Source organism: Streptomyces sp. NPDC002144, assembly GCF_053593695.1.
In genome coordinates, this window is the sequence record NZ_JBSFDB010000039.1 from 1 (window position 1) to 21362 (window position 21362).

Below are 21362 nucleotides of genomic sequence, written 5' to 3' on the forward strand. Positions count from 1 at the left end.
CTAGAGACACGCCCTCCAGGCGGACACACGCACGTCCGCCCAGGTCAGACCCCGGATTCGCCTCTCCAGGCCACGGAATTATGTCGAACCCGGGCTGGTTGTCGCAGACCTTTGCGGCGGGACTCAGGTAGCAGACGCTTCCGGCCGCCGAGGCCGCGGAGGCCGGCGTGGCGGTGGTGAGGCCGCCGAAGACTCCGAGGGCGGCGGCTGTTACCGCGGCCGAGGCCACGGAAAGGGTCAGTCCGTGTGAACGCATGGGCATATGAGCTCCCTGTTTCTCGGATTGATGAGGCGCTGTCAGCGTGATGACGAGTGCTCCGCCTCGACAAGGAGCGACCGACGGGTCTGAACAAAGGCAAACCAATCAATCAACGGGGCCCACGGCCGCCCTTTCCCGCCCCGGTGTTGCCTCAAGCCGGGCAAGGGCACAATCGGGACGGGGGTTGTGGAGTCGGCGAATACCGTGCCGGTGGACGTCATCGATCAAAGCCAACGAGTGGCACCTCACCTCACCGACGTGGCGCTCTCCTCAGCGACTTGACGCCGCTCCTCCCGGTCAGGCGTTGTGCGGGCGCGGGGAGCCCCCTTCCGGGCCGCGTGCGCTGTGTCCATGTGCCGGCCGCCGGCGCGAACGGCGTAAAGGCGTCTGGACAGTGCGCATGTCATACGCGGTGAGATAGAGCCCGGCAGTGAGTCGACCATTCACGGTCGGATGAGGGGGCGCTGTGAGCCGACGTGAGACCGCGATCGATCCGACGGCCGGACCGGTCGAACGCTTCGCCTGGGAGTTGCGGCAGCTGCGCGCAGCCGTCGGTGAGCCGGGATACCGTCAACTGGCGGCGAGGGCTCACTACTCGGCTTCGGCGCTGTCCACGGCGGCGAGCGGAAAGACACTGCCCACGCGCGAGGTCACGCTGGCTTTCGTAGCCGCGTGCGGCGGGGACGTGGAGGAGTGGGCAGGGAAGTGGGCCGCTACGGCCGCGGAGTTGGCGGCGCTCAGGGGCCGCGCCGGGGCGGGCGCGGGTCGTTCCGTCCCCCCGCAGGCGGCAGAGCCCGGGCGGTTCGACGCCGGACAGCAGCACGCACGTCCTTCGTCCGACCGGTCGCCGACCAAGGGGGCCGCCGGTTTGGACGCCGCCCCGGAGTCGAGCCGGTCCGGTTTACCGGATGCGCCACCGCGGACCGGCCCCGCCGGTGCCAGCGCGCCGGTCTCACCGGCTACGTCCGAACAAACCACCCCGCCAAGATCACGAAGACCATTCGTGCTCACTGGGCGCAGGTTCCGCTACCGCCTGGTGACCGGCGTCATGGCGGCGGGTGTCTTGATCGCGGCGGTGCTGCTGGCGGCGGCACCCGCTCCGGCGCCGGCAGTGTGGACGGCGACCGCCGGAGACGACTGCCCGCACGACGGCACCAGAGGGGTGACCATGAACCAGGGCGGCGCGGACGGCGGAAGCGGGTGGACGCTGGCCGTCGGCGGCGACTGGACGGGGGACGGCTGCCGGGGCGACTACCGCTACACCGCGGCCAGTGGCGACGACCTGCCGGGCCACGATGGTTTTGTCTGGTGGTTCAGGCCCTCGCGCCTGCGGACCGGCAGTTGTTCGGTGCGGCTGCACATACCGCAGGCCGGCACCTGGTACGTCGGCGGCCATCCCGCGTACTACACCGTCCGGTCCGGCGCCGGCGGTACGGTGGTCGGCGCGTTCACCGTCGACCAGGTGCGCCATCACGGCCAGTGGGTCGATGCGGGCCGGTTCCCGCTGACCGGTGGGCAGTTGTCGGTGCGACTGTCGGACCGGGGGCCAACCCGGGACAACGTCGCTGCGGGTGCCCTGTCGGTACGCTGCACCGGCGGCAGGCCGCCGGCTGCCTCGGTGCCCGTCTCGCGTGGGGCGGACAGCCGGGCGCCTGCCGTCACTGTCACCGCCCCGCCAAAGGACAGCTTCGAGGCAGGGGGCGGCAGTGACGACGGATGGAGCCCGCTGTGGGGTGACATCAAGGTCGATGTAACCGCTGTGCGTTCCTTCGACGGACGGCACGCCCTGGCTTTGACCGCGACAGGCCGCAAGCAGTACAGCGCCGTGGGCACGCCGGACGGGGCCCGCAGCCTGCACACCGGGAGTACCGTCGTCTTCCACCTGTGGACCGACGGTCGGTGTGACGCGGGAGCGGTACAGCCACTGGTCCAGGACGCCGGCTCCGACTACGCCGCCCATCCAGCGGCCGAACGCCCGCTGCCCTGCCACCGCGGGTGGACGACGCTTGAGTGGACCGTGCCACCTGTCCCTTCCGTTCACGCCGTCGGCCTTCAGATCACCACCCGCGGTACGCCGGTACACGTCCTTCTGGACGGCGTCCACTGGTGATCGCGGTGCCCTCGTGCAGAGGGCTCCTTCAACCGGCGGTTGGTCCGACCGGGCCGGGCGGTGTCGCAAGTCGTCCGCCGCATCGCCCCCATACCGGCGCCGCGAACTGGAAGAAGGGCCGTAGGGACAGCGCGTTCAGCCACGGCGCTTCTGCCCGTCCGAATGGCGATGAATTGCCATCGTCGAGTGTTCCACGGCAGTTCCGGCGGGACGGCGCACAGTGGTTCGCGCGCCGGGGCTGCAAGCACGTTTCCTGCACGGACAGTGAACAGAGCCGCCCGGGTGGCGTGCCCCGCAGTCGGCCGACGCGGCCGCCCGGCGTTCACGGGCAAGGCACATCGTCATGTCCGGTGTCGTGATGACCACTACGCCCTCGATCCCCGGACGCGTCCCAGGCATTGATGCGTAGTTGATTGATTGTTCGGGATTTCCCAGGTCGGCCTTGCCGCATCGACGTTGCCCCGCCCAGCCTCGATGTCACTTCCATCGCCTCACCGATCCGGGAGGTCCCCTCATGTCCCAGACCCTGACCCGTCATGGGCCCGCGCTGTTGCGGCGGGCCGTCGTCGGCGTCACCGCGGCCGCCGGGTTGGCCGCCACCGCCCTGCTCCCGTTAGCTGTGCCCTATCCCGCTCGCGCCGTCGATGCCGCCGATCAGGCCGCCCCAGTCTTCGGCGTCAACATGTCCTTCTTCGACAGCGGTGACCACCTGGCCACCGACTCCGCCACACAGGCGCTGTTCGCGGGATGGGGGACGCCGACCGTCCGCGTGCCGCTGCGCGCGACGTACCCGACCACCAAAGCGGCACTGCAGGACGCGGACTGGCTGACCGCCATGAAGGCCGTCCAGAAGGTCGGCGCCACCCCCGTCGTTATCCTCCGCGGTCCTGGTGGGGGCCGCACCACAGCCGACATCAAGGCCACCGACTCCCACTTGATGGACCTCGTCCACCAGGTGTTCCACGACAGCACCGTCTATCTGGAGTTCGGCAACGAGCCGGACTACGCGGGGGTGGGCGTCGCCGACTACACCGCCGCCTGGAACGCGGTGATCCCCACGTTGAAGGCTCAATACCCAAACGTCGACTACAGATTCGTCGGGCCGGTCCTTTCCCGCTCCGACGGAACCTCCGCCGACTACATCGCCACCTTCGCGGCGAGCGCGGACCCCGAGCCCGACGCGCTGTCCTGGCACGAGTACGTCTGTGACACCACCGTCAAGCCGGACGGCAGCGGCGGCTGGAACAATCCCGGCTCCTCCGGGGACACCTGCACGACCCATCTGCTCAACTGGCAGAAGCATGTGACGACCATCGAGAACAAGGTCACCTCGGAGCTCGGTCACGCGTTGGACTACTTCATCTCGGAGTGGAACATAGACGCCAGCGACCAGGGGGCGGCCTACACCAGTACCCATGCCCGCGACCTCGCGACATGGACGAAGGCCGCCGTCAACGAGTTGCGTTCTCTCAGCCCGGCACCGGCAAGCGCCATGATCTACACGGCCACCGATCACGGTAACTTCGGCCTGGTCACGGGCAGCACCACGCTCACCGCGCAGGGCACCGCGTTCCATGACGCCATGGGGGGTGGCTCCGGTGGTGGTTCTGGTGGCGGGCCGGGCGGTGGCTCTGTGACGGTCGGGTTTGAGGACGGTACGAGCGACAACTGGTCGGGCTTCTACGGCGGCGCCAACCCGGTGGTGACCGCGGACGTCGCCTACGAAGGCAGCCACGCCCTGCGTTTCAGCCTCAGCAGCAGTGGTCACAGTGCGGTGGGCACCTCCAGCAACCTCGGTGCTGTCAGGGCCGGATCGACCGTCACCTATCACGTGTATGCCGCCCAGTCCGCGACCACCGTCACCCCATTCGTCCGGGACAAGAACTACACCGCCACCATGGCCGGTTCGGTCGCCTTGACCCAGGGACAGTGGACGACCATCACCTGGACCGTGCCGTCCGTGAGCAGCGTCGGCGCCATCGGCCTCGACGCCTCCTCCGGCACCGGCACGGTCACCATTGACGCACTCACTTGGCCGACCCCGTAGAAAGGCGTCGACCCTGCAGCGGCCCCGTTGCCGGACTCGACGAGGGACGAGCCCGGCAACGGGGCCTCACAGCTGACACGGCCGAAGGCCCCGACATGACCGTAAACGCGACGCGTGCCCGGCACATCATCAAAGTTGGTTAACCAGCCGAGGAAGCACCACAGCCGCCCGCATCGAGGAGGACGCTGCTTCAGCAACACGGCGCTGCAGCAGCCCCGTCCCAGGTGGTCTGGCAGGACATTGCCAGGGGTAGCCAGGTCCTGTAGCCGTGACCCGGTCCCTGTCTGGTCAAGCGCGGACGGCCAGTAGGCGCCCGTTTTGGAGGCCGAAGTACAGGACGCCGTCGGCCACCGCCGGGGTGGAGAAGATGGGGCTGCCGGTCTGCGCCGTCCACTGTTCGTCGCCCGAGAGCGCGTCAAGCGCCCAGATGCGGCCGTCGTTGGTTCCGATGTACAGCGTGCCGTTGGCCACCAGCGGAGCCCATCGCACCCAGACCCCCACCCTGCGTCTCCACCGGCTCTCGCCGGAGGCCGCGTCGACCGCCCACAGATACCCGTCGGTGGTGCCGAAGTAGACGATGCCGTCGGCCACGGCCGGGGTGGACTTCACCCATCTGCCGGCCGGGCGCTTCCAACGGACCTGACCCGTCGCCGCGTCCACTGCCCACAGGTGCCGGTCGGCGCTGCCGACGTAGAGGGTTGCATCGGCCGCCACCGGCGAGGACCACAGCCCGCTCAGCGTCTTCAGCCGCCACCGTACCTGGCCGGACGCGGTGTCCAGCGCCCACAGAAAGCCGTCGTTGCTGCCGACGTACACCGAGTTCCCCGCCATGGCCGGCGAGGAGCGCACGCCTTTGCCGACGCCGACCTGCCACCGGCCCTGGCCGGTAGCGGCGTCGACCGCCCGGAAGTAACCGTCGTTGCTGCCGAAGAGGACCATGCCGTCTGCCACCACCGGTGTGGACCGCACCAGGCCGGCCGTCGGGAACCTCCACCGCTCCTGACCCGAGGCGGCGTCCACCGCCCACAGGTTCTTGTCCCAACTGCCGATGTACACCGTGCCGTTGCCGACGGCCGGGGAGGCTGCCACCACGCCGCCGGTCCTGCAGCGCCAGCGTTCCTTGCCGGACTTGGCGTCGACGGCCCACAGCAGGTGGTTCCAGGAGCCGACGTAGACAGTCCCGTCGACCACGACTGGTGATGATTCCTTCACGGCTCCGCCGGTATCCAGCTGCCAGAGCAAGGCGCCGCGTCGCTGGCCTTCTTCCCGCCCCTTCCGGTCACCGTCGGTGGCTCGGGCGGGACCCAGGACGTACGGTTTTACGACAACCGGCAGGTAGGCGAAGTAGCCGATGACCTCGATCGCGTTGAACAGCCCCAGGGGCACGACGACCAGCACCCACCACGGGGTCAACTGACCCATGACGACGGCTATCAGTGCAGCGATACAGCCCAGTCCTGAGCAACTGGCCGCAAAAAGCTCAAGAGTTCCCTTGGCGCGAAGGCCTCGAAGCAGCATGACCGACAACATATGATCATCTGGCGTCTGAATTGGCCAACTTTACGGAAAAGATCAGCGGCGGAAACCTGCTCGGATGCCCTTGTCCACAGAGCACGCTGATACCCCTCCGGCAAGGGCGACGACTCGAACAGCGAGCAGCGCTCGGCGCTCGTCTCCTTCATGCGCGAGTACGCGGGAACCCTGCCGGTCGCCGCTCCTCGGCGACGACCGCGACAACCGCGCCCCGTCAGCGCCGCCCCTGGACGACACGCACGTAGCCGCCACCTCGGAACAGCACACGCTGTCCCCGTCTGAGTGGCCCGGCAGAATTTCCGTGAAGCAGGCGCGTGCCACCGTGCTCCGGTGACGCTCCGTCACGAAGAGCGGTCGCGTCGACGAGTGTGATGACCTGGTACGGATCTTGTCTCGGCATCTGGATGCGGTGCGGCTGGAGCGAGTGTGGGTGGCGGGCGGCGTGGTCCGCATCGCGGCCTGCACCCGCGAGTTGGCGGGGAGTGCCCGGACTGCGGTCGCGGTTCTGCGCGGCTGCACAGTCGGTATGACCGCACGCTGGCCGATGTCGCTGCTGGCGGGCGCCCGGTGCTGGACGAGTGGCTGTGACCAGCACTTTCACAACAGGCCTTAGTCCTCACATCAGGGGATCCCCGAACTGTTCGAGGAGCGCGTCGACCGACGTATCGTCCGCGGGGTCGGACGCGCCGTCGTGCAGGATCTGCTCCGCCCAGATGACCTTGCCGCGGGACGTGTACCGCGTCCCCCACCGCTGTGCGAACTGCGCCACGAGGAACAGCCCACGTCCGCCCTCGTCCGTGGTCGCCGCCCGACGCAGTCGCGGAGAGGTGCTGGAGCCGTCCGACACCTCACAGATCAGACTGCGTCCGCGCAGCAGGCGCACCTTCACAGGTGGTGATCCGTAGCGGATCGCGTTCGTGACCAGCTCGCTGAGGATCAGCTCCGTGGTGAACGCGGTCTCCTCCAGCCCCCAGCCGCTCAGAACCGTCCTGCACTGGGCCCGCACCGAGGGCACCGCCGCCGTGTCCGGGGGCACATCCCATTCGGCCACGGAAGAGGACGGGATCCGCCGGGTCCGCGCCGCCAGCAGTGCGATGTCGTCCGAGAGCCGGGTCGGCTTCAACGCCCCGATCACGGCTCGGCAGGTCTCCTCGGGAGTGCGTTCCCCGGTCCCGGCTCCGCCCAGCGCCCGGCGCAGCTCTTCGAGGCCGGCGTCGATGTCGCGGGCCGTGTTCTTGACCAGCCCGTCGGTGTACAGGATCAGCTGGGAGCCCTCCGCCAGGTGCACGTCGGCGGTTTCGAAGGGGTAGCCTCCGAGGCCGAACGGGGGTGAGGCCGGCACGTCGGGACAGACGACCGTCCCGTCCGGGTTCACCACCACCGGGCCGGGATGCCCCGCACGGCCCATCGTGCAGATCCCTGTCACCGGGTCGTAGATGGCATACAGGCACGTCGCTCCGGTCAACCCCGTCCCCTCCTGGTCGTGGGGGGCAGCGCTGGAGTCGTCCTCGTCGTCCAGGCGGGCGACCAGATCGTCCAGCTTCCCGAGGACCTCGTCGACGGGGAGGTCCAGCGTGGCGAAGTTGTGCACGGCGACGCGCAGCCGCCCCATCGTCGCCGAGGCGTGCAGCCCATGGCCGACGACATCCCCTATCACCAGCGCGACGCGTCCGCCCGGCAGCGGAATGACGTCGAACCAGTCCCCACCCACTCCCGCCTCCGACGGCAGGTACCGCCAGGCCACTTCCAGGGCGTCCTGCTCCGGCCGGCCCCGCGGTAGCAGACTGCGCTGCAGCGTCACCGTCATCGCGTGCTCGCGGGTGAATCTCCGGGCGTTGTCGATGGCCACCGCCGCCCGCGCGCCGAGCTCTTCCGCGAAGGCCACGTCCTCCGGTCCGAACGCGGGCGAGCCCTCCGTCCGGTAGAAGTGCGCGAGGCCCAGGGGCACCCCGCGCGCCCGCAGCGGCATGGTCACCAGGGAGTGCAATCCGAGTTCCAGAGCCCTTCGAGCGCGTTCCGGATCCTGTTCCTGCCAGCCGTGGGCCTGGCGCAGGTCCGCCTCCAGGACGCCCCGGCTCTGTTCGAGCGCCAGCATCTGCGGAGTCTCGGGTGAGAATGTGATCACTTCACCCAGCCGGTACACCGGCAGCATCGGCTGTTCTCCGCTGATCGCGGACCGCAGCAGGTGGCGCCAGCCCTTCGTCGTCGGCTCAGAGCCGCGCACCACCGATTCCAGCAGATCCACCGCGACGACGTCGGCGAAGCGGGGCACCGCCACGTCGGCCAGCTCCTGGGCCGTGCGCTCCACATCCAGCGTCGTCCCGATCCGCATCCCCGCCTCGTACAGCAGCTTCAGCTGCCCCAGCGCCACCTCGGCTCGCCCCGACACCGCCGCCAGCTCCGTGGTGTCCCGCAACGTCACCACGCTGCCCGCGTCGTCGGCCTCCGGGAACGTGGGCCGCTTGTTCACAGCCAGCAACCGGTCGTTGGCGAGGTACACCTCGTCGGTGACCTTGTCCGGGGATGCGAGCACGCGCGCCATCTGCTCGGGAAGCCCCAGCTCCCGCACGTGCCGCCCTTGTGCGTCGGCCGGCAGACCCAGTAGCCGCTTCGCCTCTTCGTTGGCCAGCAGCAGCTGTCGGTCCTCGTCGGTGATCAGCACCCCCTCCCGTACCGCGTGCAGCACGGCTTGGTGGTGCTCGTACAGCCGCGCCAGCTCCGTCGGGGCCAGGCCATGTGTCTGACGCAGCAGTCGCCGGGACACCGCGGTCGTCGCTGCCGCGGCCAGCAGCAGCATGATCGCGCCGACGCCCAGGACGATCGGCAGCTGCGGCATCCACAGTCGTGCCACGTTCGTGACGGTGATCCCCGCAGATACCAGGCCGACGATCCGGCCGCGCGCATCGGTCACCGGGACGACCGCCTGGATGGCCGTCCCCTTGCCCGCCGGCAGAGGGGGACCGCCCGCCTGTTCGACGACGGTACGGCCTTCGAGTGCCGGCTCGATGGTGCCGACGAACTTCTTGCCGATCTCCGAGGGGTAGGGATACGTGTACCGGATTCCGTCCGTGCTCATGACGACGATGAAGTCCATGCCTGCCCGCTTGCGCGCCTCCTCGGCTCGCGGTTGCAGCACGGCGGTCGGGTCCGGGCTGCGCAGTGCCAGGCTCACACCGGGGGCGCTGGCGAACGACTGGGCGGCCACCACCGACTCCCGACGTCCCTGCCGCACAGCGTCGTACGCCGCCTGCAGCATGATGCACGCCACCGCGGCCACCACCAGCAGCAGCACGATCATGCTCTGAACGAGGAACACCTGCCCCGCCGCGGTGCGCGGGTTCAGCAGGGACAGGCGCCGAGTCCGCCGGCCACCGTCGGGCGGAGGACGTGAGGTCCGCAATCGGCTGGGATATCCCTCCATACACCCTTGATAACACCGCTGCGCAGACCTGGGATGACTGACGACGCCTGTCCGGAGAGGGTGAACCCGCGGCGGGACGAGTAACCGGAGGGCGGTGACGGGGGACAGCCCGAGCCGCGCGCCGGGTGAGGGTCTCAGCTGCGGCGGGCCCAGGCCCGGCGCGCGCCTTCCGTCGGCCGGATGGAGACGATCCACCGCACGTATCTGATCATCAGGACTGAGCCGCGTCGTCCATCCGAGCTCGATGCCTGGTTCCTATCGTTATGATGCATTTTGTGATCGGGTTTGGGCGGCCGTGGCGTCGGCATCCTCTCCGCGGCGGCCGATGGGAAGCGGCCACGCTGTCACCGGTGATCCTCACCGCCCTCATCGCCGTTCTGGCGTTCTCCACCCCACGGCAGATCGCCTTCAGCCGCCTCCTTCCCACCGCTCCCGCTCTCGCCGCCGCCATGTGGCCCGTGCTTCCCACGCTCCTGCTCGGACTGTTCTGCCTCCTGGTCATGATCGGTCTCGGCTTCGTCTACACCGACCTGGGAACGCCGTACACGTCGGCAGCCATCATCGCGGTCACCCTGGCGGCCGCCTACGCCAGCCATGTCCGGCTGCAGCGCGAGGAGACGCTGTTCCACGTCCGGCTTGTCGCCGAGGCCGCCCAGGAGGTGCTGCTGCGCCCTCTGCCGCGCTCCATGAACAACATTGAGATCGAGGCCCTGTACCTGGCGGCCCAGGAGGAGGCCCGCATCGGTGGCGACTTCTATGAGGCGGCCGACACGCCGTACGGGATCCGGATCCTCATCGGCGACGTGCGCGGCAAGGGCCTGTCCGCGGTCGGAGCGGCCTCCGCGCTGATCAGCTGCTTCAGGGAGGCCGCATACGACGAGCCCGATCTCAGCGGCATCATTCATCGCCTGGAGGTCACCATCACTCGTCACAGTGCCGCGTTCCCCCTCCTGGACCGGCCGGAGCACTTCGCCACCGCCCTCATCACCGAGATCCCCCAGGACGGAGGCCAGGTCAGAATCCTCAGCTGCGGGCACCCCCCACCCCTGCTCGTCCACCAGGGCAAAACCCGGCTACTGGAAGCCACCGCCCCCTCGCCGCCGCTCAACCTGACGACGCTCGTCGGCGAGCACCACCACGTGGACGCCTTCGACTTCACCCCCGGCGACCAGCTGCTCCTCTACACCGACGGGGTGACGGAGGCCCGGGACCGCACCGGCACGTTCTTCCCTCTGCCGGACTGGACGCAGCAGCAGGGCCAAACGCCGCCCCGCGAGCTGCTCGACCGCCTTCATACGGCCCTGCTCCACTACAGCGGAGGAAAGCTCGACGACGACGTCGCCGCCCTTGTCGTGCGCTGCCCGGACACCTGGACCAGCGATTACCGCCCGTAGGCCTCCCCGAGGCGGCGAACCGACATGCGAGGCCGGTGGCTGACGCCTTCCTGCGAGGGACGACGGCTGCCGGGCTCTGTGAAGCGTGAGCCCGGCAGCGGGGTTGATCCCCGGTCAACCGACGGTCAGGGAGCGAGAGGGGTCTTTCGCGTGGCCAGGCCGGGTCTCGGCGAGTGAAGTGCACCCGCCAACCCGTGATCGACATGACGGGGGACGATAGCGCGTGGACAACTCAACAGCGGATAACCGAAAGACGACGGGATCGGGTAGTGGGTGGTGCTGCCGTTGACCGTCAGGTCGATGGGGTTTTCACCGGAGACGGCGATCGTGTACGTCCGGGTCTTGCAGGGACTGATACCGCGTACGGCGGTCTGCCGTTCCCCCACCGAGCGGTGTCGCGGCGTTGCCCGCCGGTTGCTTCTGAGAGGCGGAGCAGGAAGGGGACGGGGGCGGGAATGTGCTCGTACGGGGTAAGCGTGCGGGACGACGCGGGGCGGTCCGGCACGCGCTGCTTGAGGAAGGGGCAACGGGATGCAATTCGACGACGATGCTGCTCTGGACACATCCGAGGTCGAGGACGGTCGGGGGGGTGTGCTGGGCGGGATCCCGGGCGGCGGGAAGACCGTCGGCGGGGGACTGGTCGGGCTCGTGGTGCTGGTCGTGTCCGTGCTGTTGGGTGTCGACCCCGGCATGTTCGGCTCCGGCAGCAGCGACACGTCCTCGTCCGGCGAGTCGGCGGCGGACCTTGCGGCGGACTGCCGGACCGGTGCCGACGCCAACCGCAAGGAGGAGTGCCGGATCGTCGCCGTGGTCGACAGTGTGCAGGCGTTCTGGAAGCAGACGGAGACGGCCGCCGGCAAGCCCTACCAGCAGGCCCCGACGTTCCTGTTCACCGGCAGTGTGAACACCGGTTGTGGGAAGGCGACGTCCGAGGTCGGCCCCTTCTACTGCTCAGCGGATGACAAGGTCTATCTCGACCTCGGCTTCTTCGACGACCTGAGCAGCAAGTTCGGCGCCAGGGGCGGCCCGTTCGCCGAGGCCTACGTCATCGCGCATGAATACGGCCACCACTTGCAGGATCTCAGCGGAACGATCTCCCGCGGCAGCGGACAGGGCCAGAACAGCGGCTCGGTGAAACTCGAGTTGCAGGCGGACTGCTACGCCGGAGTGTGGGCTCACCACGCCACCACCACCCCCGATCCCAAGAGCGGCAAGCCGCTGATCACCGACTTGACGAGGGACGACATCGACCGCGGGCTGGATGCGGCCGCTGCCGTTGGAGACGACCGTATCCAGCAGCGCTACCAGGGCAGGGTCACACCCGACACCTGGACGCACGGCTCCGCGAGCCAGCGCCAGCAATGGTTCTCCACCGGCTACCGCTCCGGCCGTGTCACCGGCTGCAACACGTTCGGCTGACCGCGGCGTTTGGTGGTAGGGAGGGGCGAAAGGATGCGCTGGCGGGCGTTGTTGCGCAGGTTCGATGCTGCATCGGGTCTCCGCGGCACCGCAGGACGTGGCCGAGGGGGGAGCAGTTCGTGTGCCACGGGCTCTGTCCACAACGGCTGGCGACAGCGGCACGGTCACCGTGCTCTGCACCGGGCGGCTGTAGTCCTCGGCCCCGACGGTGAACCGCACGGTGCCGGAGAGGACGTAGAAGCCCTCATCGTGTTGGGCGTGGCGGTGCTGCGGCGGTCCCTGGGTGCGCGGGGCGAGGACGGACTCGGCGATCGCGAGGCGGTGCCCGGTGTGGCTGCCGTCCTCCAGAACGCGCATGCGCGTGGTACCCAGAACAATCGTCTCACCGGCGCCGGGACCCACCACCGATACGGCGGGATCGGCCTGCGGCTGCTCTGCCAAGCGATTGGCCTCAGCCGTGAAGCCATGACGCAACGACATGGGAGTTCCCTTACTCCGGGTGATCAGCCACCGACTGCTTGTAGGCGACGGTAATCAGGGCCCCGAGGGCTTCCGCAGCAGCCTCAGACGTGAGGTTGCGGTCACCTCGCAGGTGCGTGGCCACCTTTGTCAACGTGTCCTGACTGCGTGGTTCGTCGGCCCGGCGCACAAAGTCATCCGCACTGGACCACGTGGCAAGGGCGGCGAGTCCGTTCACGTCAGGCCTGCGGCTCTGGGCCAGCCGCGTCAACGTAGAAGCACTGACACCGGCCTCCCGAGCTATGTCCTTTCAAAGAAGACCCGGCTCCTGACGCGTGGTGGGCTGGAGGTCGAGTCGGCTGTGCTCGAGGGCGGGGGAGTCGGTGGGGTAGCGGCTGAGGAGGAGGGCTTCGACGGCCCGGGTTCGGCCAGGTGCAGGCGTCGGCCGGGACCCCGCAGAGCGGTTCCACCGTCGTGGAACCGCTCCGGACGAGGCGTGTTCAGAGGTCAGAACGCTCCGGGCGTACGGCCGAGGGTTCCGTCGGGGTCGCCGGGGTCTGCGCCCTTGACCTGACCGAAGTAGAGCTCGACCTGGGAGCGGAAGCGCTCGACGGCGCCGCGGTTCGACATGAACCTCGCGAAGGCATCGGGGTTGGTGTTCTTGTACGAGTCCAGAGCCTTGAGGCCCGTCGGCGGGGCGACGTCCTTGCGGACGGACCAGGTCCAGGTGGCGATGGCGTTCTTCTGCACCGCCTGGGAGTCGAGCCAGCTCAGGAAGAGCCTGGCGCCGGCCTTGTGCGGTGCGTGCTTGAAGATGGCGCCGCGCTGGGCCCAGGAGTTGAAGCGCTCGGAGTTGGAGAAGACCTGGGTGCCGTTGGGCCGGGCGTCGCCGCCGACGGCGATGGAGGCGAGGTAGTCGCCGCTCGTCACCCCAGCGGCCGAGCCAGGGACGCCACGGATCAACTTGGGGTTCTGCCTGACCAGTTGGGCCAGGTAGTTCCACCCGTACTTGTCGACGATCTCCCGGTAGCCGAAGAGCACGGCGTCGTCGTCGTTGGGATAGGTCAGGATCAACTTGTTCTTGAACACAGGCTTGAGCAGGTCCGTGGCCTTGAAGTCGCCCTGTTTCGGCGGGAGTTGCTTGTTGTTGACGATGTAGGAGAAGGCACCGTAGAAGACGCCGGTGTAGTAGCCGTCCTTGTCCTTGGCGTTGGCGAAGACCTTGTCCCAGCCGACCGGCTTGTACTTGAGCAGGTCCCCCTGCTTCTTCCAGCGGTCGAAGTCCTGGGTGGTCTGGAGGATCGCGGCGTCGGCGACGAGCCGGCCGCTGGCGATCTGGTTGTCGATGCGGGCGTCGTGGTACTTGCTCAGGTCGGTGACCAGGTGCAGTTGGACGTCCGGGAACTGCTGGTGGAACGCGGCGGCCAGGTTGTCCCACTGGCCGGGGGCGTCGCCGCCCATGTAGACCGTGACCTTGCCCCCCTCGGCCACGGCCGCCCTGTGGAGGGCCTGGAGCTGGTTCTGCTCGCTCACGGTGGAGTGCCGGTGCGCGGTGGTGTCGGCCATGGCGGTCGTGGTGACGGCGGTGAGGGCCAGGGCGGTGGCGATGGCCGCGCCGATCAGCTTGTTCCTGTGCTGCATGGCGTTGTGCTGCCTTCTTGAGAGCAATCGTTTGAGTTTTCAAACGTTTCGGTGCCGAGCACGCTACGCCGTTTAGTTTGATGGTTCAAACAAGGATTGTTAGAGTGTGACCATGCCCACTACGCCACGCTGGCTGGACAGCGAGGAGCGGCGCGCCTGGCTCGCCTATGTCGAGTTCTCCACGCATCTGTCCGACCACCTGAACCGGCAGCTGCGGCGCGACGCGGGGCTGACGCATGCCGACTACACCCTGCTCGCCCACCTCTCCTCGGTCCCGGATCAGACCCTGACCATGTCGGAGCTGGCCGAGCGCCTGAAGATCACCCGCAGTCGGCTCACTCATGCGGTGACGCGCCTTCAGCAGGCGGGCTACGTGGACCGCCGCGACGATCCCGCGAACCGGCGCAACCAGCTCGCCGCGCTCACCGAGGAAGGGCGTCGACTGTTGGAGCGGGTGGCCCCCGGCCATGTCGAGACCGTACGACAAGCGGTCTTCGACGCGTTGACGCCTGATCAGGTGCGCCAGTTCGCGGAGATCGGCGAGGCGATCAACGCCGCACTTCAGCACGTGGATGCAGGTCAGGACGATCAAGAGACGCTGCCCTGGCGTCGGCGGTAGGAACGGATCGCCGCGGCTGATACGCCCGTGGCGGCGACGCCCGCCGGGCTGTCCTGAAGGGCTCACCACTCATGTGGGTCGGCCGGGCCGGCTGGTGGTTGCCGCGCGGTCCGCAGAAGATCCTGCCGAACGATGGACATCGAGGGGCGCGATCTGCCCAAGGGCTTGCCGGGAATCAACACGCTGGTTTGATCTTGGTGTTGTCCGGGGCTAGGAATTTGGCGATGTCAGCTGGCGTGCGGAATCGGGGCAGTTGAGGTGGAAATCCGGACGCCGTGGGCGTCCAGGAGTGGACGGACGTCTTTGACTGCGCGGCTGATGGTCATGGCGGTGGTGTTGAAGAGCTGCCCGAGAAGTTCCTGTACGCGGCGACCAGCAGCACGCGGCCCCTCGAGCGGCAGGCTCCACGGCTGGCCCTTGCGCACCGGATCCGCACCCTCGCGCCGCAACGCGGTGATCGGCCTGCCGAACTGACGCAGGCTCAGCCCGATGAACGGGGCAGGTTCGCGGAGTCAGCGGCGATGCCACGGCAGCGCCGCGGGGTAGGCGTCCTCCTCGCCGGCCTGCTTGAGGGAGGCGACCACGGTGGCGGTGATGGTGGCGAGTTGCTCCACCTGTTCGGGGCTGAGGGCGTCGAACACCACGCGGCGCACGGCGGCAACATGGCCGGGGGCGGCCTTGGTCATCAACTCCATGCCGGCGTCGGTGAGTTCGGCCAGTTGTCCGCGTCCGTCGGCGGGATCCTCCCGGCGGCGCACGTAGCTCGACTCCTCCAGGCGGATCACCGCGCGCGTGAGGCGGCTGCGGGTGAACTTCAACTGCTCGGCGAGCAAGGACATCCCCAGGGCGCGGTCGGGTGCCACGGACAGGCGGGCCAGGAGGCTGTAGTCCGCGTGCGTCATGGCCGCGTCGCGCCGCAACTGCTGATCGAGGTAGTCGTTCAGCAGCGTCGAGCAGTCGAGGTAGTTGATCCAGGCTCGCAGCTCTTCGGGAGCGAGCCACCGGGGGGATGTCATGGTGGTCATCCTAATCGAGATGTTTGCCTGATCAAACACTTGGGAGTAGCGTCCCCGCATGTTTGAGGAATCAAACGTCCGCCTATGCGGCGCTGCACCCGTGTCGTTCTTGAGTTCTCCACAGGAGGTTCCCATGCCCGGTCCCGTCCCTGAAGCCGTATCGTCCGCCCCGCCCGCGCCGCGCTCCCGCGGCCTGACCGTGGTCGCGGGGCTTCTCGCCGCGGTTGTCGTGTCCGTCCTCGGAAACGTGCTGGTCGCGTTGCTCGCCCGCGCGGCGGGGGCCTCGGGCGCTTTCGCTCCGCTGCACGTCTCCGCGTACGGGCCGCTGACGGTGTTCGGCGTCGTCCTCGGCGCGGCAGGCTGGGCGGTCGTTCGTCGTGTCGCCAAGAACCCGGCGGGGCTGCTGCGGTGGCTGGTGCCCGTGCTCGTGGTCGTGTCGTTCGGGCCCGACCTGTCCCTGCTCGGTGGCGGTACGCCCGGCAGTGGGCCGCTGGCCGTCGCCGCGCTGATGGTGATGCATGTGGTGGTCGCGGTCGTCGCTGTCGCCGCCTACCGGCGCGTCCTGCCGCTGCCGGTCCGCTGACGCTGCCCGGCGTACGCGACGGGTCGGCTGCCGGTGGCCGGCAGTCGGCGGTGTCCCGGAGGTCGGGACGACCGAGCTCCGGGACACCGGTGTTCGCGCGCAGGAACGGTCGTGCACGTCTTCCGTCTGCGTGACGGTTGCCCATCCCATCCACAGCGTGGATAACCCGGATACGGGATTCGGATCGCGCAGGGGATGGCACCGGCGCTTTGGCGCCCCCATAGTCGTCGCTACCGCACGCCGCTGTCCGGATGCCGTCGGCGTGCGAGCTTCCCCAGCATGCCGTGCGCCGCGGCGCACGTGAGGCATGCCTACTCCCTTACACCGCCCCTGGAGTCGCCATGCCCGGTTCCGTGCTCCCGCCGCCTCACGCGACGGTCGATGCCACCACTCCGTCAGCCGTCGCCGTCTCGGGCCCGGCCCATCTGCTGCGGGTGACCCTTCTGATGGCGGGCAGCTGTCTGCCGATCCTGGGGGCGGTGCTGATCGCCCCGGTACTGCCGAAGATGCAGGACCACTTCGCGTCGGTCCCGGGGGCCAAGGCGCTGGTGCCCCTCGCGCTGACCGTCCCGGCGCTGGCGCTGGCGCTGCTGGCCCCGTTCGCCGGGGTGATCGTGGACCGGGTGGGCCGTAAGCGCCTGCTGGTCGTGGCGACCGTCCTGTACGCGCTGTTCGGCACGGCACCGCTGTGGCTGGACTCGCTGGGCGGCATCATCGCCAGCCGCGCCCTGGTCGGAGTCGCCGAGGCCGCGATCATGACCTGCTGCACGACTCTGATCGGCGACTACTACAGCGGTCACCGGCGGGTGAAGTACCTCGCCCTGCAGACCATGTGCGCCTCCGCGTCGGCCACCGTCTTCTTCGTGCTCGGCGGCGCCGCCGGATCGGCGGGCTGGCGCGTGCCCTTCTGGGTCTACGCCGTGAGCCTGGCGCTCGCCCCGCTGATGGCAACCGCCCTGCCCAACCCGGCGGCCCGTGCGGACGGCGAGGAGACTCCGGCCCTGACGGAGACCCGCCGCTCCTTCCCCTGGCGGCAGTTGGGGGGCATCTGTGCGCTCACCTTCTTCGGGGCGGTGGTCTTCTACACCGTCCCGGTGGAGATGTCGTACCTGCTCGACGACCTCGGGGTGGAGAACACCGGCGTGATCGGACTGGCCACCGCGATCGCCAGTGCCGCGACCGTGGGCGGAGCGGTCACCTTCGCCCGGCTCAAGCGTTTTCCCGACCCGATGCTGCCCGCCGTCTTCGCGGTCTGCGCTGTCGGCTTCGGGGTGATGTTCCTCGCGGGCAATGCCCCGCTGCTGGTCATCGGGGCGGTCGTCAACTGTGTGGGCACCGGCATGCTGCTGCCCGCCCTTCTCACCAGTGCCATGTCCCGCCTGGCGTTCGAGGACCGCGGCCGCGGGACGGGGTTGTGGATGACGGCCTTCTTCGGCGGTGAGTTCATCTGCCCGCTGGTGCTGCTCGCCGGGGAGTCCGCGGTCGGCAGTCTCGCCGGTGCGGTGGGCGTGCTGGGCCTGGCCGCCGCCCTCGTCGCGGCGGGGCTGTGGGCGGCCCGCCGCCGGGTGGGCGCCGTCGATCCCCGGCCGTTGCCGGAGCAGTTGGCCTGAGGGCGTGCGGGAAGACCGCCAAGAGCGCGTCGATCACGGGTTGCCGCCGGGCCCGGTCAGAGCCGGCCCGGCGGCAATCCCGCGCTCTGGGCGACGGTCCCGGCCTTCCCTGGGCCCCTGCCGTAGCTGTAGCCGTTGCCCGCCAGCGTCGCGCCCACTTCCGCGGCCTTCTGCCGCAGCCAGATGTGGCCCGCGTCCTGAGCGTGCACCGGGTGCCACCACATCGCCTCCCGCACCGGTACCGCCTCGAAGGGGCAGGGCATGACGCGCACCGCGGCCGATCGGACCGCCTTGCGGGCCAGGCGCTCCTGGATCATCGCGATCCGGCGGGTGCCCTCGACCATGAGGGGCAGCAGCTGAAAGGTCTGCACGGACACCTCCACCTGGGGACTGATCCCTATCATGCTGAGCTGGCGGGCGGCCGGGGCGTCGTAGGGACGCTGGTAGACGGCCCAGGGCAGACGCCCCAGCTGGTCCAGGGAGAGTTCGTCACCGATCTCGGGGTGATCGTCGGCGACCAGGAACAGCCAGCGGTCCTGGTGGAGGTCGACGGCGGGCAATCCGTCGATGACGCCGTGCGGCATCAGCAGTCCGTCGACGGTGCTCAGCACCGCGGCGGTGTTGTCCACGACGGACGGTGCCGGGTGCTGGAAGGTGAGCCGGATGCCGGGCGCCTCCTCGTGCAGGGTACGGGCGAGTGCGGCACCGAACACGGCCGCCCCGTAGTCGGAGGCGAGCAGGGTGAACTCACGTGACTCCGCCGCCGGGTCGAAGTCGGCCTGGCTGGAGAAGACCCGCTCCAGCAGGTCGCACGCGGTGGCGCTGCGGTCGCGCAGGGCGGTGCCGAGCGGAGTCAGCTCGTAGGCGTTGCCGGTGCGGGCGAGCAATTCGTCGTCGAAATGGCGGCGCAACCGGGACAGCGCGGCGCTCATGGCCGGCTGGCTGAGACCGATGCGCTCGCCGGCCCGGGTGACATTGCGCTCCTCCAGCAGCGCGCGAAGGGCGAGGACCAGATTGAGATCGAGTCGGGACAGGTTCACCGGCAACCACCTAGCAGCGAGAGTCATCCATGGCATGGATTTGGCACATCCACAGGATTAATTTCCGTGATTGGCCGATCGGGGTCAGAGTAGACCCCAACCCCGCAGGAGGAAATCTGATGGCAATGCTCGCGCAATCAGCCGGCCCGTTCGCGCTCGGCACGTTCTCCGCTCAGGACGGGGAGTCGTTTCCCGGCCTCCTGGCCAACGACCGGGTACTCGATCTGCGCAGCGCCCTGGACTGGGCACCGTCGGATCTGCGCGCAGTCCTGGAGCGGTGGGAGGAGACCCTCCCCGTCCTGCGCACCCTGGCGGACGACGACGCCCACGGCTGGCTGCCACTGGAGGGCCTGCGCGTGCACGCCCCCATCGAGCCGCGGCAGATCTTCCAGTCCGGCGCCAACTACCGGCAACACGTGATCGATCTGGAGGTCGCCCACCGTTCCCCCGACGACCCCCGCACCGTCGAGGAGGCACGAGCGGAGATCGCCGCGGTCATGGACCGCCGGGCCGCCGAGGACCTGCCCTACGTGTTCATCGGCCTGCCCAGCGCGATCACGGGCCCCTACGACGACGTGGTCCTGCCAGCCTGGGCCGAGCAGCCGGACTGGGAGCTGGAGTTGGCGGCCGTCGTCGCCAAGCCCGCCTACCGGGTGACGGTCGAGGAGGCCCTGGAGTACGTCGCCGGGTACACCATCGCCAACGACCTCACCGACCGCGCCACCGTGTTCCGCCGGGACATGAAAGCCATCGGCACCGACTGGCTGCGCTGCAAGAACGCTCCCGGTTTCACGCCGCTCGGCCCGTGGCTCGTACCGGCCGAGTCGATCGCGGACACCGGTGACCTGCGGGTCACGCTCAAGCTGAACGGCGAGACCATGCAGGACGAGTCCACCAAGGACATGCTCTTCGGAGTCGCCCGGTTGGTGTCGTACGCCTCGCAGACGGCTCAACTCCTGCCCGGTGACCTGGTGTTGACCGGCAGCCCGGCCGGCAACGGCATCCACTGGGGACGCCTGCTGCGCGACGGCGACGTCATGGAGGGTTCCATCACCGGTCTGGGCGTGCAGCGCACCCGCTGTGTCGCGGAGGGATCGGCATGAGCCTGGACCGCCGCGACCCGGAGGGCGCGATAGCCGAGGCCGCCAAGGCGTACTCCAACTGGGGGCGTTGGGGTGGGGACGACGTGCTCGGCACGCTGAACTTCCTCGACGAGGCCAAGCGGCGCGAGGGCGCGGCGCTCGTGCGCCGCGGCGTGAGCTTCTCGCTGTCGCAGCGGTTCGACATGAACGGCCCGCAGAAGGGCTGGCGCCGGCGGACCAACCCGGTGCACACCATGCTCGACACGGGGACCGACGCGGCACTGGGCAACCAGGGCTTCCCGCACGGCATCGGCGGCGCGGACGACGTGATCGCCATGCCGCTGCAGTGCTCGACCCAGTGGGACGGACTCGGCCACATCTTCGACCACGGATTCGCCTGGAACGGGCGGCGCGCCCACAAGGTGGTGACCTCCGAGGGCGACCTCGTCACCGGCATCGAGCACATGGCGCCGTACGTCGCCGGACGCGGCGTGCTCCTCGACGTCGGCCAGGTCGTCGGCACGGGTGGGGGCACCTCCCGCTCGAGCGGAGCCGAGAGTGGGGGAGAGCTGCCCGACGGGTTCGCCATCACCGAGGAACACCTCACCCGGGCCGCCGAGACCCACGGGGTGACCGTCGGCCGCGGCGACATCGTCCTCGTCCGCACCGGACACCTCACCCGCGCCCGCCGCGACGGCTGGGGCGACTACGCGGGCGGCCCCGCGCCCGGCCTGTCGTTCACCACCGCCGGCTGGCTGCACCGCACCGAGATCGCCGCCATCGCCACCGACACCTGGGGTTTCGAGGTCCGTCCCAACGAGTTCGAGGGCGCCTTCCAGCCGCTGCACCAGGTTGTCATCCCCAACATGGGCCTGCTGATCGGCGAGATGTGGGACCTCGACGCACTCGCCGCCGACTGCGCCGACGACGGCGTGTACGAGTTCTGGCTCACCGCGGCTCCCCTCCCCATCACCGGAGCCGTCGGCTCCCCGGTCAACCCGATCGCCGTCAAGTAACCCGCACCACTGCCGGATGCGCCGTTCTCCGGACAGCGGCGGCGCATCCGGCCCCCACCGCTCCACCCGCTTCGCCGGGTGACCCGTCCCCGCCTCTGGCCCGCACTCGCAGC

The 21362-nt window shown here is 69.3% G+C and carries 15 protein-coding genes and 5 pseudogenes; 10 read left to right on the plus strand and 10 right to left on the minus strand.

The genetic code is table 11. The features are described from left to right. Positions 1-256 (minus strand): hypothetical protein (locus ACWCQ1_RS39285; protein WP_451028527.1); only part of this gene is annotated, 256 nt, incomplete at its 3' end. Between the two features lie 469 nt (positions 257-725). Between ACWCQ1_RS39285 and ACWCQ1_RS39290 the strand changes: the two are divergent. The 3 genes and pseudogenes from ACWCQ1_RS39290 to ACWCQ1_RS39300 form a co-directional block, all read left to right on the plus strand. Next, positions 726-944: pseudogene (locus ACWCQ1_RS39290) on the plus strand (helix-turn-helix domain-containing protein); the annotation flags it as partial. A gap of 318 nt (positions 945-1262) precedes the next feature. Beyond that, complete coding sequence (locus tag ACWCQ1_RS39295) at positions 1263-2369, plus strand: hypothetical protein (RefSeq protein WP_451028570.1); 1107 nt, start codon at positions 1263-1265, stop codon at positions 2367-2369. 514 nt (positions 2370-2883) lie between these two features. Further along, positions 2884-4416: a hypothetical protein gene (locus ACWCQ1_RS39300; RefSeq protein ID WP_451028528.1), complete on the plus strand. Its 1533-nt coding sequence runs from the start codon at positions 2884-2886 to the stop codon at positions 4414-4416. A gap of 288 nt (positions 4417-4704) precedes the next feature. On the opposite strand, the gene ACWCQ1_RS39305 is transcribed toward ACWCQ1_RS39300, so the two are convergent. Together ACWCQ1_RS39305 and ACWCQ1_RS39310 are read right to left on the minus strand one after the other, a co-directional pair. Continuing rightward, positions 4705-5838, minus strand: coding sequence for an outer membrane protein assembly factor BamB family protein (locus ACWCQ1_RS39305; protein WP_451028529.1), 1134 nt, complete (start codon positions 5836-5838; stop codon positions 4705-4707). 727 nt (positions 5839-6565) lie between these two features. Then, positions 6566-9247 (minus strand): SpoIIE family protein phosphatase, encoded by a 2682-nt coding sequence (locus ACWCQ1_RS39310; protein ID WP_451028530.1) that lies wholly within the window; start codon positions 9245-9247, stop codon positions 6566-6568. A 473-nt stretch (positions 9248-9720) separates the two neighbouring features. On the opposite strand from ACWCQ1_RS39310, the gene ACWCQ1_RS39315 reads away from it, so the two are divergent. Next, positions 9721-10764, plus strand: a complete 1044-nt coding sequence (locus tag ACWCQ1_RS39315) for a PP2C family protein-serine/threonine phosphatase (RefSeq protein ID WP_451028531.1) — start codon at positions 9721-9723, stop codon at positions 10762-10764. 248 nt (positions 10765-11012) lie between these two features. On the opposite strand, the pseudogene ACWCQ1_RS39320 reads toward ACWCQ1_RS39315, so the two are convergent. Beyond that, positions 11013-11117: pseudogene (locus tag ACWCQ1_RS39320) on the minus strand (polysaccharide lyase family 7 protein); the annotation flags it as partial. A 178-nt stretch (positions 11118-11295) separates the two neighbouring features. Here ACWCQ1_RS39320 and ypfJ point away from each other — a divergent pair. Beyond that, positions 11296-12183, plus strand: coding sequence for a KPN_02809 family neutral zinc metallopeptidase (gene ypfJ / locus ACWCQ1_RS39325; protein ID WP_451028532.1), 888 nt, complete (start codon positions 11296-11298; stop codon positions 12181-12183). Positions 12184-12339: 156 nt separating this feature from the next. Here ypfJ and ACWCQ1_RS39330 read toward each other — a convergent pair. After that, positions 12340-12663 (minus strand): annotated as a pseudogene (locus ACWCQ1_RS39330) (cupin domain-containing protein); the annotation flags it as partial. Positions 12664-13149: 486 nt separating this feature from the next. Then, positions 13150-14283: an ABC transporter substrate-binding protein gene (locus tag ACWCQ1_RS39335; RefSeq protein WP_451028533.1), complete on the minus strand. Its 1134-nt coding sequence runs from the start codon at positions 14281-14283 to the stop codon at positions 13150-13152. Between the two features lie 112 nt (positions 14284-14395). Here ACWCQ1_RS39335 and ACWCQ1_RS39340 point away from each other — a divergent pair, with 112 nt between their 5' ends. Beyond that, on the plus strand, positions 14396-14902 hold the full coding sequence (locus ACWCQ1_RS39340; RefSeq protein ID WP_451028534.1) for a MarR family winged helix-turn-helix transcriptional regulator: 507 nt from the start codon (positions 14396-14398) through the stop codon (positions 14900-14902). Positions 14903-15077: 175 nt separating this feature from the next. Here the strand turns inward: ACWCQ1_RS39340 and ACWCQ1_RS39345 are convergent. The 3 genes and pseudogenes from ACWCQ1_RS39345 to ACWCQ1_RS39355 all read right to left on the minus strand — a co-directional run. After that, a pseudogene (locus tag ACWCQ1_RS39345) lies at positions 15078-15267 on the minus strand (ISAzo13 family transposase); the annotation flags it as partial. Continuing rightward, a pseudogene (locus tag ACWCQ1_RS39350) lies at positions 15264-15393 on the minus strand (IS5/IS1182 family transposase); the annotation flags it as partial. The pseudogenes ACWCQ1_RS39345 and ACWCQ1_RS39350, both read right to left, overlap by 4 nt. 21 nt (positions 15394-15414) lie before the next feature. Beyond that, positions 15415-15918, minus strand: a complete 504-nt coding sequence (locus ACWCQ1_RS39355) for a MarR family winged helix-turn-helix transcriptional regulator (protein WP_451028535.1) — start codon at positions 15916-15918, stop codon at positions 15415-15417. Between the two features lie 133 nt (positions 15919-16051). On the opposite strand from ACWCQ1_RS39355, the gene ACWCQ1_RS39360 reads away from it, so the two are divergent. Together ACWCQ1_RS39360 and ACWCQ1_RS39365 are read left to right on the plus strand one after the other, a co-directional pair. Then, positions 16052-16501 carry a DUF6069 family protein gene (locus tag ACWCQ1_RS39360; RefSeq protein WP_451028536.1) on the plus strand — a complete coding sequence of 150 codons (450 nt, stop codon included), beginning with the start codon at positions 16052-16054 and terminating at the stop codon, positions 16499-16501. 341 nt (positions 16502-16842) lie between these two features. Continuing rightward, the gene (locus tag ACWCQ1_RS39365; protein ID WP_358610862.1) at positions 16843-18111 is read left to right on the plus strand and encodes an MFS transporter; all 1269 of its coding nucleotides are present in this window, start codon (positions 16843-16845) and stop codon (positions 18109-18111) included. A 56-nt stretch (positions 18112-18167) separates the two neighbouring features. On the opposite strand, the gene ACWCQ1_RS39370 is transcribed toward ACWCQ1_RS39365, so the two are convergent. Then, complete coding sequence (locus tag ACWCQ1_RS39370; RefSeq protein ID WP_358610865.1) at positions 18168-19151, minus strand: LysR family transcriptional regulator; 984 nt, start codon at positions 19149-19151, stop codon at positions 18168-18170. A gap of 119 nt (positions 19152-19270) precedes the next feature. Here ACWCQ1_RS39370 and ACWCQ1_RS39375 point away from each other — a divergent pair, with 119 nt between their 5' ends. Both ACWCQ1_RS39375 and ACWCQ1_RS39380 read left to right on the plus strand, forming a co-directional pair. Further along, on the plus strand, positions 19271-20254 hold the full coding sequence (locus ACWCQ1_RS39375; protein WP_451028537.1) for a fumarylacetoacetate hydrolase family protein: 984 nt from the start codon (positions 19271-19273) through the stop codon (positions 20252-20254). After that, the gene (locus tag ACWCQ1_RS39380; RefSeq protein WP_358610871.1) at positions 20251-21249 is read left to right on the plus strand and encodes a cyclase family protein; all 999 of its coding nucleotides are present in this window, start codon (positions 20251-20253) and stop codon (positions 21247-21249) included. Before ACWCQ1_RS39375 ends, ACWCQ1_RS39380 begins: the two co-directional genes overlap by 4 nt. Positions 21250-21362: the final 113 nt, after the last annotated feature.